Raw genomic sequence first — 11,814 nt, 5'->3', positions numbered from 1 at the left:
CCCCCCCCCGCCCCCCCCCCCCCCCCCCCCCCCCCCCCCCCCCCCCCCCCCCCCCCCCCCCCCCCCCCCCCCCCCCCACGACAGCGGAATCCGGGGCTGGTGGCGACCTCAGCCGCCAATCTTCGCCATCAGCGCGTCCGACACCTCGAAATTGGCGTAGACGTGCTGGACGTCGTCGTGCTCGTTGAGCAGGTCCATCAGCTTCAAAAGCTTCTCGCCGGTCTCGTCGTCGACCGCGACCGTATTCTGCGGCTTCCAGATCAGAGCGGCCTTGCGCGGCTCGCCGAACTTGGCTTCCAGCGCCTTGGCGACGTCGCGATAGCCTTCGGTCGAGGCGTAGATCTCGTGTCCACCTTCGCCCGATACCACGTCGTCGGCGCCGGCCTCGATCGCGGCATCCAGCACCGCGTCGTCGGAGGCGACGCTGCGGTCGTATTCGATGATGCCGGTGCGGTCGAACATGAAGGAGACCGAGCCGGTTTCGCCGAGATTGCCGCCCGACTTGGTGAAGAAGGAGCGGATGTCGGAGGCGGCGCGGTTGCGGTTGTCGGTCAGCGCCTCGACGATGACGGCGACGCCGCCGGGGCCGTAACCCTCGTAGCGGATCTCGTCATAGTTCTCGCCCTCATTGCCGAGCGCCTTCTTGACGGCGCGCTCGATATTGTCCTTCGGCATGTTCTCCTGGCGCGCCGCGATGATGGCGGCACGCAGGCGCGGGTTCATGTTGGGGTCGGGGGTGCCCAGCTTGGCCGCGACGGTGATTTCCCGCGCCAGCTTGCCGAACAGCTTCGACTTCTGGGCATCCTGCCGCCCCTTGCGGTGCATGATGTTCTTGAATTGGGAATGTCCGGCCATGCGTGTCTCGTAAGGAATCGTGCGCCAAAGGTGAGCGTGGGAAGCGCGGCCTTATAGGCCGCCAACCCACCGGAATGAAAGAGGCTCTACGACTTTAAGGTAATACCGTAGTGTCCCGTGCCTAGGAGTCAGGCACCGTTAACCCTGATTTCATTCCGGCTTGCGAAAATAGCAACCGCCCGTTCCCCGACAAGAGTGACCTGATGGCGTTCGCATTGTTTCGGAAGCGTCTGCCCGACTTGTCCACGCCCGTGGCACCCCCACAGGCCGCGCCGTCGCCGGCCGATCCCGCGCCCGCCCTGTCGGCCGAGGGCGATTCCGCCAGGGAAATCCTGGAACTGCTGGAACTCGAGCTCGGCGCCATGATCCGCCAGCTCGAGCGCGCCGCCAATTCGGTGGCCGGCGGCGCGGAGGCGACCGCGGCAACGCTCGCGGACATTCGCGAGCGCACCGACGCCCTCACCGGTCGGACCAATGCCGCGCAGTCGAACGCCTCGACCTTCGCCCATGCCGCCGACAAGTTCACCCAGTCCGCGCAAGGCATCGGCGCGCAGGTGCGCGAGGCCGGCAAGCTCGCCGACGAAGCCAGCGCCGCGGCGCAGGAAGCCCGCGCCAATGTCGACCGCCTGCGCGAATCCTCCGCCGCCATCGGCAATGTCGTCAATCTGATCGCGCAGATCGCGCGGCAGACGACGCTGCTCGCGCTCAACTCGACCATCGAGGCCGCGCGTGCGGGTGCGGCCGGCAAGGGCTTTGCGGTCGTCGCCACCGAAGTGAAGGCGCTCGCGGTGCAGACCCAGGGCGCGACGGAGGAGATCACCAGGAAGATCGACGCGCTTCAGCGCGACGCCGCCGGCTCGGCCGACGCCGTGCATCGCATCGCGCAGGCGATCGAGGCGATCCGCCCGGTGTTCGATACCGTCAACGGCGCGGTGGCCGAGCAGAATGCCACCACCAGCGAGGTCTCCGGCAACGCGGCCAGCGCGTCGCAGTTCGTCATCTCGGTCGGCGAGAGCGCGGCCGAGATCGATGCCGCGACCAAGGCGGCCGAGACCCACGGCGAGAACGTCGCCAGCGCCGGCAAGGCCGTCACCACCTTCGCGCGCAAGCTGAAATCGCGCTGTGCCGTGCTGCTGCGCCAGAGCGAGCACGACGACCGCCGCAAGACCGAGCGGCTGCCCTGCCATCTCAAGTTCGAAGCCGCGCGCGGCGTGTTGCAGGTCTACGAGATCGCGATGGACGGCGTGCTGATCGGCGGCGCGGAGGCGGCGAAGCTTGCCACGCAGGCCGTCGTCGACGGCACCCTCGAAGGCGTCGGCGCCTGCCGCCTGCGCGTGATCGAGCAGTCCAAGACCGGCGCCCGCGCGCAGTTCGTCAGCCCCAACGCCGATCTCAGCGAGAAGATCGAAGACAGGCTCTGGTCGATCCACGAGGAGAACACCGAGTTCGTCACCCGCGCCATGGAAGCCGGCACGGCGGTGACCCGGATTTTCGAGCAGGCGGTTGCACGCGGCGAGGTCAAGATCGACGACCTCTTCGACACCGATTATGCGGAAATCGCCGGCACCAATCCGCAGCAATACCGCACGAAATATCTGGACTGGGCCGACCGCACGCTGCCGCCGTTCCAGGAAGCCTTTCTCGCCAAGGAACCGCGCATGGCATTCTGCGCCATGGTCGACCGCAACGGCTTCCTGCCGGTGCACAACAAGATCTATTCGCATCCGCAGCGGCCGGGCGACACCGCCTGGAACACTGCCAACAGCCGCAACCGGCGGATCTTCAACGATCCGGCAGGGCTCGCCGCCGCGCGCAACCTGCGCTCGTACCTGGTCCAGAGCTATGCCCGCGACATGGGCAACGGCAACACCGTGATGATGCGCGAGATCGACGTCCCGATCCGCGTCCAGGGCCGGCACTGGGGCGGATTCCGCACGGCTTACAAGCTGTAGTGCACGCTCAGGCAAGACGCCGGCCGCGAATCATCCTTTAAGGCTGGAATTGGAATGGGAATGCCGCGGAGAGCCGGCGAACGGCTCTGACTGGAGGACTCTCAAAACATGTCCGTCGCACAATTTGCAGTCCTGGACACCGGCTCCAACCGGACACTTGCCGAACGTCTGATCGACCAGCTCGCCGACCGCATCGGCGGCCTCGGCGTCGAGCTCGCCGACATCGCCGGCAACGTCCAGGAGGTCGCAAACCGCGTCGCGAACCAGTCCGAACGGTTCCATCACCTCCAGGAGACGGCCGAGACCATGGTCTCGGCCAATCACGATATCGCCAACGCATCGCAGGCGGTGCAATCGACCGCATCGGCGGCGGTCGGCGAGATCGCGCAGTCGCGCGGCGCGGTCGACACCGCGGTCAGCCACATCTCCGAGCTCGTCGCAGCCGTGGAGCGGATCGAGGCGCGCCTGAGCGCGGTCGGCTCGGCGCTGGCGCAGGTGGCAAAAGTGTCCGGCTCGATCGAGGCGATCGCGAAGCAGACCAATTTGCTCGCGCTCAACGCCACCATCGAGGCGGCCCGCGCCGGCAATGCCGGCCGTGGTTTTGCGGTGGTCGCAAGCGAGGTCAAGAATCTCGCGGAGGCTACCCGTGCGGCCACGCATCAGATCTCCGACACCGTGCGCGATCTCGACGGCCAGATCGAAGGCCTGATCGGCGAGAGCAGCGACGCTTCGCAACGCGCTAAGACTGCCGGCGAAGGCGCCCAGCAGATCTCCGGCATCATCTCGCGGGTCCAGCAGGGTTTTGCCTCGGTGGAAGCGGAGATTGACAGCGTCACGCGCGCCGCGACCTCCAATCTCGGCCATTGCGACACGGTCATCAGCGAGCTCAACGAGCTCGCCAAGGGCGTCGACCTGTCCTCGCGCGATCTCAAGAACGCCGATCAGCGCGTGACAAAACTGCTCGACACCTCCGAAGCGCTGATCGCAATGATCGCCGACAGCGGCGTGGAGACATCGGATGCGCCGCTGATCCGCGTCGTCGTCGAGACCGCAAAGCGGATCTCGGACGAGTTCGAGGCCGCAATCGACCGCGGCGAGATCACGCTCGACCAGCTCATGGACGAGAACTACCGGGAAACCCCCGGCACCGATCCCAAGCAATACAAGACCAACTACGTCGACTTCACCGACCGCGTGCTGCCCGCCATCCAGGACCCAATCCAGAAGTCCGATTCCCGCATCGTGTTCTGCGTCGCCTGGGCCAAGGGCGGCTATCTGCCGACCCACAACCCGAACTACCGCCTGCCGCAGGGCAAGGACCCCGTCTGGAACAACGCCAATTGCCGCAACCGCCGCCTGTTCAGCGATCGCGCGGTGAAGAAGGTCGCGGCCAACACAAAACCGTTCCTGCTCCAGACCTATCGCCGCGACATGGGCGGCGGACAGTTCGTGCTGATGAAGGACCTGTCCTCGCCGATCGTGATCCGCGGCAAGCACTGGGGCGCCTTCCGGATGGGTTTTCGGCAGAGCTGAGGGTCGCTCCGGCGGCCCCCTGAATCAAAAACCTGAAAAACAACCCCATGCACAGTAGCGGGGGCCAGGGGAATCAAGGACTTACGCCGGCAGGCCAGGACGCAGTTTGACGCGTCGGGCAAAACAGGCGCATAATACTACTATTCCGAAATCACCCATACGTGCAGACAAACCCCTCACCCGGGTCAGTCTGCATCTGCCAGCGCAGCAGCCCACTCCCGCAAAGTGGAGCTATCGCGTATGGCATTTTGCACGACCTGAGCGCGCGCCTCGTCCTTCGAGACGACCGCTTCGCGGTCTCCTCAGGATGAGGCTAAGCGGCATCGGTGCTCGTCAAAACGACGGCCGCACACTCAGTCCTCATCCTGAGGGCCCGCCGCAGGCGGGCGTCTCGAAGGATGGCCGCGAGCAAGGACGTGCCACGGCCCGACTTTCCCAATCGCACGAATTTCGTCATCGCATGAATTTCCGCATTCGCACGATCATCTGCGGCGATCAACGATGCATGCGACGAAAATGCGTCACAACATGACGATTATCATATCAATTGGCCCAATTCCGCTGCAGCGATCGCCGCACAAATTCGTGAACGTCATGGCCTGACGCGTCGGCAACGCAAATATGCATCGCCGGATATTCTGGCGCTTCATCGTTTCGCATCAGTATGATTATTGTCGCGCACGAATTCGCCGACGAGATCGCCGCAAGCGATCAAGCGAGCAAGGGGATGCATATGGCAACAACTCTCACCATCAACGGCGAAACGAAATCGTTCGACGCGCCGCCGGAAATGCCGCTGCTGTGGGTGCTGCGCGACATCCTCGGAATGACGGGCACGAAATTCGGCTGCGGCATCGCGCAATGCGGTGCCTGCACGGTGCATGTCGACGGCAAGGCCGTGCGCTCCTGTGTCCTGCCGGTCAGCGCGGTTGCGAACCGCGCCATCACCACCATCGAACATGTCGGCAATACGCTCGCAGGCGCGAAGGTGCAGAAAGCCTGGCTCGATCTCGAGGTGGTCCAGTGCGGGTATTGCCAATCCGGCCAGATCATGGCGGCCGCCGCTCTACTGGCAACCACCTCTCATCCGGATGATTCCGACATCGACGCCGCGATGGCTGGCAACATCTGCCGCTGCGGCACCTATGTCCGCATCCGCGAGGCCATCAAGCAGGCCGCCAACGGCCGTCAGTCGTGAGGTCCGCCATGAATGCACACAACAGCCTCTCCCGCCGCACGCTTCTGACCAGCGGTCTTGCGACCGGTTTCCTGCTCGCCTTTCACCTGCCCCTACGGGCCGCCGTCAACGAGCCGGAGCAGCCGAAGGATACGACCGACGGCAAGTTCGCGCCCAACGCCTTCATCCGTATCGACGAGACCGGCCAGACCACGCTGATCATGCCGCAGGTGGAGATGGGTCAGGGCATCTACACCTCGATCTCGATGGTTCTGGCCGAAGAGCTCGACGCCGATTGGGCAAAGGTCGGGGCGTTGCACGCGCCGCCAAACGACAAGTTCTACGCCAATCCCGCCTTCGGACTGCAGGCGACGGGTGGTTCGACGTCGATCCGCGCCTGGTGGAAGCCGCTACGCGAAGCGGGTGCCAGCGCGCGCGCGATGCTGGTGCAGGCCGCCGCCGCGCAATGGCAGGTCGAGCCCGCGAGTTGCACGACGTCCAAGGGCGAAGTCATCCATGCGGCAAGCGGCCGCAAGCTCGGCTATGGTGAGCTCGCGCTGGCGGCACAGAGCCAGACACCGCCGAAGGATGTCCCGGTCAAGGACCCCAAGGACTTCGTCCTCATAGGCCAACCGCTGAAGCGGCTGGATACACCGGACAAGGTCAACGGCAAAGTCGTCTACGGCATCGACGCGATCCTGCCCAACATGAAGATTGCCGCGATCGCCAATTGCCCGGTGTTCGGCGGCAAGGTCGGCAAGGTCGATGACAGCGCAGCGATGAAAGTCGCCGGCGTGCGCAAGGTCGTCGTGCTCGACGACGCCGTCGCCGTGATCGGCGATCACATGTGGGCGGCCAAGAAAGGTCTCGAAGCGCTCAAGATCGAGTGGAACGAAGGACCGAACGCCAAGATCTCCACCAAGGACATCTGGGACGATTTACGCAAGGCCAGCGAGAAGGATGGCGCGATCGCGAAATCCGTCGGCGACATCGCCAAGGGGCTTGCCAGCGGAGACAAGTTCGAGGCGAGCTTCGAACTGCCGTTCCTCGCGCATGCCTCGATGGAGCCGATCAACGCCACCGTTCACGTCAGGCCGGATGCCTGCGAGATCTGGACCGGCACACAAATCATGACGCGCGTGCAGTCGGAGGCGGCGAAGGCCGCCGGCCTTCCCGTCGAGAAGGTGATCGTCAACCAGCACCTGCTCGGCGGCGGTTTCGGCCGCAAGCTCGAACCCGATATGGTGGTTGCGGCGGTCAAGATCGCCAAGCAGGTCGACTATCCCGTCAAGGTGATATGGACCCGCGAGGAGGACATCCAGCACGACGTCTACCGCCCGGTCTATCGCGACCAGGTCAATGCGACCCTGGTCGATGGCAAGGTGGCGGCCTGGAAGTACAAGATCGCAGGTTCTGCGGTGATTGCCCGCTGGCTGCCGCCAGCGTTCCAGAAGGGCGTCGATATCGACGCGGTCGACGCCGCCGTGGAGACGCCCTACGACTTTCCCAACTTCCACGTCGAATATGTCCGTGCCGAGCCACCGGCTGTGCCGACCGGCTTCTGGCGCGGTGTCGGCCCGAACAACAATGTGTTCGCGTTCGAATGCGCGCTGGACGAACTTGCGCGCAAGGCCGGCAAGGATCCGGTCGAATTCCGAAGGTCGATGCTGACCAAGACTCCGCGTGCGCTCGCGGTGCTCAACCTTGCCGCGGAGAAATCCGGCTGGGGCCAACCGCTGCCGGCCCGCGTTGGCCGTGGCGTCTGCCTGCAGCCATCGTTTGCGAGCTTCCTCGCAACTGTGGTGGAAGCCGAGATCGACGACATCGGCGAGATCACCCTGCGCCGCATCACCTCGGTGGTGGACACCGGCATTGCGGTCAACCCCGATACGATCAAGGCGCAGATCGAGGGCGGGCTGATCTTCGGCCTCACCGCCGCGCTCTATGGCGAGATCACCATCGACAAGGGCCGCGTGCAGCAGTCGAACTTCCACGACTACCGCATGATGCGCATCAACGAGACGCCGAAGATCGAGGTCATCGTCGTCAAGAGCGGCGAAGCGCCCGGCGGCATCGGCGAAGCCGGCGTCAATGCCGGACCACCGGCCCTGCGCAACGCGATTTACGCCGCAACCGGCGTGGCGCTGCGGCGCCTGCCGATCGACCGGAAACTTCTGGCTGCGGGGAAGAAGGCATGAGCGGCAAGATGCGTATCCTCACAAGCCTGGTCGTGATCGCCATCGTCGTGGCGGCGCTCGGCGTCTGGATCATCCGTGGGCCCGGTCCGCTCGACTTCGCCGGCGGCACCAAAGTGGCGCTGGCGGATTATCGCGCCGGCAAGCCGACCGGCGTGCCGGCCAAGCTGGAGAAAGCGAGTGTGGTCGAGCGCGGCGAGTATCTCGCGAAGGCGGCCGACTGCATGGTCTGCCACACCAAGCCCGGCGAGAAGGAATATTCCGGCGGGCTCGGCTTCAAGCTGCCGTTCGGCACGCTCTATTCGACCAACATCACGCCGGACAAGGACACCGGCATCGGCAATTACAGCGACCAGGATTTCCTCAACGCGGTCCAGCGCGGCACGCGTCATGACGGCGCGCGGCTCTATCCGGCCATGCCCTACACGTCCTACACCTACATGACGGACGAGGACGTGCTGGCGGTGAAGGCGTATCTGTTCAGCCTGCCGGCAGTGCGCGCGAAAGCGCCCGACAACACGCTGTCGTTCCCGTTCAACCAGCGCTGGGCGATGATCTTCTGGTCGGCCGTGTTCAATCCGGACACGCGCTTTACGCCGGATACCTCGAAGAGCCCGGAGTGGAACAGAGGTGCGTATCTCGCCGAAGCGCTGGCGCATTGCGGCGAGTGCCACACGCCGCGCAATCTCGGCTTTGCGCTCGACAACCGCAAGAAGTTCGGCGGCGCGATCACGGCCGGCTGGCGCGCTTTCAACATCTCCTCCGACAAGGCCACCGGCCTCGGCAATTGGCGCGACGAGGATCTGATCTCGTATCTCTCGCTCGGCCACGCGCCGGGCCACGGCTCGGCCTCGGGTCCGATGGGCGAAGCGGTCGATCACAGCTTCAGCCAGTTCGCTCCCGAAGACATCCGCGCGGTCGTCGCCTATCTGCGCAGCGTGCCGCCGGTGGCCTCGCCCGACCTGCCTGCCACCACGGCACCGGCCGCGCCCGCCTCGCACAAGGACGGCGTCACGGCCGACGCACGCGGCAAGATGGTGTTCGCCAGCGCCTGCGCCAGCTGCCACGGCTGGAGCGGCGAGAGCCCGGTCTCGCCGATGGCGACGCTGACCGGCACCTGGGCCGTCAACGACCCCGCCGCCACCAACGTCGCGCAGATCGTGCTGTCGGGCACCAAGCGGCATACGCCCGACGGCGCGCTCTCGATGCCGGCGTTCGGCGATGCGTATAGCGACGACGAGATCGCGGCGGTGGCGAACTACGTCACGGCACGGTTCGGCACCAAGGGCTCGAAGCTGACGGCGAAGGATGTCGCGGAGCTGCGGGAGCAGACGGCGGAGTAGTGTACGACGAGATTGACGCGTGATCGCGCGCCAATCTCCGCCGTCGTCCCGGACAAGCGAAGCGCAGATCCGGGACCCATACCCACAGGGCGGGGTTTGGCGAAGATTCGGTGTGGGAGCTGTGCCCCGCACTACTCCCTGGGGTTATGGATCCCCGCCCCCGTGCGCAATTGCGCACTAGGCGGGGACGACACCGAGGATGTGGCGCCGCTTTCAGCTCAACCATAACATCGGCGCGGACGCGTCACCCGCCCGCGCCGATGCGTATCGTCACGTAATCGCAATCGGACATCCGTTGCTTCCCGTCGCGCCCTTGATGGGCGCCGGGGTGAACGAATAGACGAACTGATACTTCTTCTCGGCGATCAGATCGTCGAAGATCAGGTTCTCGTGGTTGTGGATGCCGTGCTTGGTCTGCAGCTCGGCGTGGACCACGAAAGCGAGCGACTTGTCGGGATTGGGCACCACCTCGACCGCCCAGGTGTCGGCGCCGGTCAGCGCAAGATCCTTTTCGACCACCCACTTCGCAGCATCGAGGCCGATGCCCGGCTCGCCACTGTTGAAGCGATCATTGTTCTTCATCCACAGCGAGCCCCAGCCGGTGTGGAACATGATCGCGTCGCCAGGCTTGATGTCGCTCTCGGGGATGTTCTGCTTCGCCAGCGCCGCCTTGATGTCAGCCGAGGTGATCTCCTGCCCCGCATCCATCATGCCGCCCTTGAGCGCGACCATGTCGAGCAGATGCGCGCGGGTGAAGATCGGCTTAAGCTTCTCGATGCCAAGCTTCTTGAGCCCGTATGCGTCGCTAATTTCTGCAGCTGTGAAGCCATTGTAGAATCGCATCTCGCTCTTGTCGCCGTCCTTGCCGAGCTGGACTCCAATATGGCCGAGGCCGTCGAACTGCGTACCGGTCTGGCCGATCTCGGTGGCCAGGAATTCGTCGTGATAGACCATCTTATTGTCACCGAACGGGCCGCCGGTCGGGCTGCCGGGAATGCGCAGTGCGAATATACGCGCACCAAACAGCGGCATGGCGGCTTCGTAGACGCGGCCGATCTTGTAGATCTTGCCGTCCTTGATCCATTTCGCCGCGTCGAGGACCTTCGCCGGGGTGATGTGGTTGGATGCGCCGGACTCGTCATCCTTACCCCATTTCGATGGCCACCAGGGCTTGTCGGTGCCCTTGGGCATGGAGGTTGCAGTCTGCGCCTGGGCCTCACTGATCGGTGCAAGCGCGAACTTGCCGTGCATCGAGCCGGCGAGCGCGGCTCCAGCAACGCCGGCGATGCCCGCGGTGCGGAGCAGGGTCCGGCGATCCGTCGTGGAGCCGCCGCCGTCTTGATCTACGTTATTGATCTCGTTAGACATTCCACCCTCCCAGGTTGTGGTCAGAACAATGTCTGACTCTAAAATTGTTTCCGCTAGCCTCCTCCTCCGCTACGCTGTTGTCCAGCGACAAAAATAAGACGGCCGACGCGAGAGCTTCCCATGGGCCTGTTCGAAAGCGATAAATCCGCGCAGCGACTTCCGGTCTCGCTGATCACCGGCTTTCTCGGCAGCGGCAAGACCACGCTGCTCAATCGCTTGCTGCGCCACGACGGCATGAAAGACAGCGCCGTCATCATCAACGAGTACGGCGAAGTCAGCCTCGACCATCTCCTGGTCGAACGCGTCGACGGCGAAGTCGCCGTGCTTGCGAGCGGATGCATCTGCTGCACCATCCGCAGCGACCTGGAGCAGACGCTGCGAGACCTTCTGGTGAAGCGGGACCGCGGCGAGATTCCGCCGTTCCGCCGTATCCTGGTCGAGACCACCGGGCTCGCCGACCCCGCGCCGATCGTGCAGCTTCTGCTCAACAATCCGCTCGTCTCGCACTTCCTGCGGCTCGACACGGTCGTGACCACGGTCGATGCGGTCAACGCGCCGCATCAGCTCGACCGGCAGTATGAGGCGGTGAAACAGGTGGCGTTGGCCGACCGGCTGTTGATCACCAAGAGCGACCTGGTCGAGGACATCGCCGCGCTTGAGCTGCGCCTGCGGCGGCTCAATCCCGGCGCCAGAATCGAAAACGTCAGTCACGGCGAGATCGATCCCGCGCAGCTATTCGGCGCCGGCCTGATCGATCCCGAGCTGAAAAGGATAGACGTTGAGCGCTGGCTCAACGAGCGGGCCTTCGCGGAACCAGATGCGCACGCCGGCCATGCGCATCACGATCATCACGCGCACCATGATCATGACCATCATGATCACGATGCGTCGATCGCGAGCTTCATGCTGGCGTTCGACGAGCCGCTCGACTGGATGGCCGTGACGCACTGGCTTGCGCATTTACGCAACGCGCGCGGCCAGGATCTGCTGCGGGTGAAGGGGATCCTCAATCTCCGTGACGAACCGACGCCGATCGTGATCCATGGCGTGCATCACGTCTTCCATCCGCCGGTCGCGCTCAGCGGCTGGCCCGACAGCGATCGCCGCTCGCGCATCGTCTTCATCACGCGCGGGATCTTGCGGGCGGACGTGCTTGAGCTCTGGCAGGCGGTTCGCGCCGCAGCGTGAGGCGCGTCGAAATGAGCGACGCTGCTCTTACCCTCCCCTGGAGGGGGAGGGTCGCTACGCATGAAGCGAAGCGGAATGCGTAGCGGGGTGGGGTGACGGTCCTTCCGCGACGAACAGTGCCCGCGTGGAGAGATCACCCCCCCCCCCCCCCCCGTGGCGGGGGAGCCCCGCCCCCCCCCCCCGGGGGGGGGGCCGAACGGGGG

General features: G+C 65.0%; 8 protein-coding genes. 6 read left to right on the top strand and 2 right to left on the bottom strand.

The window, feature by feature from the left end; genetic code table 11:
• Positions 1–108 precede the first annotated feature (108 nt).
• Positions 109–855, bottom strand: coding sequence for a YebC/PmpR family DNA-binding transcriptional regulator (locus AC0L3X_RS34790; RefSeq protein WP_063981035.1), 747 nt, complete (start codon positions 853–855; stop codon positions 109–111).
• A gap of 203 nt (positions 856–1,058) precedes the next feature.
• Here AC0L3X_RS34790 and AC0L3X_RS34785 point away from each other — a divergent pair, with 203 nt between their 5' ends.
• From AC0L3X_RS34785 to AC0L3X_RS34765, 5 genes are all read left to right on the top strand, one after another.
• Positions 1,059–2,807, top strand: a complete 1,749-nt coding sequence (locus AC0L3X_RS34785) for a methyl-accepting chemotaxis protein (protein ID WP_283018003.1) — start codon at positions 1,059–1,061, stop codon at positions 2,805–2,807.
• A gap of 108 nt (positions 2,808–2,915) precedes the next feature.
• Positions 2,916–4,340, top strand: a complete 1,425-nt coding sequence (locus tag AC0L3X_RS34780) for a methyl-accepting chemotaxis protein (RefSeq protein WP_063981033.1) — start codon at positions 2,916–2,918, stop codon at positions 4,338–4,340.
• A 733-nt stretch (positions 4,341–5,073) separates the two neighbouring features.
• Positions 5,074–5,538, top strand: coding sequence for a (2Fe-2S)-binding protein (locus tag AC0L3X_RS34775; RefSeq protein WP_187387920.1), 465 nt, complete (start codon positions 5,074–5,076; stop codon positions 5,536–5,538).
• A gap of 8 nt (positions 5,539–5,546) precedes the next feature.
• A complete protein-coding gene (locus tag AC0L3X_RS34770) occupies positions 5,547–7,715 on the top strand; it encodes a xanthine dehydrogenase family protein molybdopterin-binding subunit (RefSeq protein ID WP_063986084.1) in 2,169 nt (722 codons plus the stop codon).
• Complete coding sequence (locus AC0L3X_RS34765; RefSeq protein ID WP_063981031.1) at positions 7,712–9,055, top strand: c-type cytochrome; 1,344 nt, start codon at positions 7,712–7,714, stop codon at positions 9,053–9,055. Before AC0L3X_RS34770 ends, AC0L3X_RS34765 begins: the two co-directional genes overlap by 4 nt.
• A 270-nt stretch (positions 9,056–9,325) precedes the next feature.
• Here AC0L3X_RS34765 and AC0L3X_RS34760 read toward each other — a convergent pair whose 3' ends face one another.
• Positions 9,326–10,423 (bottom strand): cyclase family protein, encoded by a 1,098-nt coding sequence (locus AC0L3X_RS34760; RefSeq protein ID WP_063981030.1) that lies wholly within the window; start codon positions 10,421–10,423, stop codon positions 9,326–9,328.
• Positions 10,424–10,543: 120 nt separating this feature from the next.
• On the opposite strand from AC0L3X_RS34760, the gene AC0L3X_RS34755 reads away from it, so the two are divergent.
• Entirely contained in the window at positions 10,544–11,611 is a 1,068-nt protein-coding gene (locus AC0L3X_RS34755; RefSeq protein ID WP_063981029.1) for a CobW family GTP-binding protein, read from the top strand.
• The last annotated feature ends 203 nt before the right edge of the window (positions 11,612–11,814 follow it).

The organism is Bradyrhizobium sp. MI1.7, from assembly GCF_055811795.1.
The sequence above is the reverse complement of the archived record's forward strand: the minus strand, read 5'-3'. Positions and strand labels throughout refer to the sequence as shown.

Coding starts and splice junctions, on each gene's coding strand:
- AC0L3X_RS34790 (WP_063981035.1), bottom strand. CDS start 855: ATGGCCGGACATTCCCAATTCAAGAACATCATGCACCGCAAGGGGCGG.
- AC0L3X_RS34785 (WP_283018003.1), top strand. CDS start 1,059: ATGGCGTTCGCATTGTTTCGGAAGCGTCTGCCCGACTTGTCCACGCCC.
- AC0L3X_RS34780 (WP_063981033.1), top strand. CDS start 2,916: ATGTCCGTCGCACAATTTGCAGTCCTGGACACCGGCTCCAACCGGACA.
- AC0L3X_RS34775 (WP_187387920.1), top strand. CDS start 5,074: ATGGCAACAACTCTCACCATCAACGGCGAAACGAAATCGTTCGACGCG.
- AC0L3X_RS34770 (WP_063986084.1), top strand. CDS start 5,547: ATGAATGCACACAACAGCCTCTCCCGCCGCACGCTTCTGACCAGCGGT.
- AC0L3X_RS34765 (WP_063981031.1), top strand. CDS start 7,712: ATGAGCGGCAAGATGCGTATCCTCACAAGCCTGGTCGTGATCGCCATC.
- AC0L3X_RS34760 (WP_063981030.1), bottom strand. CDS start 10,423: ATGTCTAACGAGATCAATAACGTAGATCAAGACGGCGGCGGCTCCACG.
- AC0L3X_RS34755 (WP_063981029.1), top strand. CDS start 10,544: ATGGGCCTGTTCGAAAGCGATAAATCCGCGCAGCGACTTCCGGTCTCG.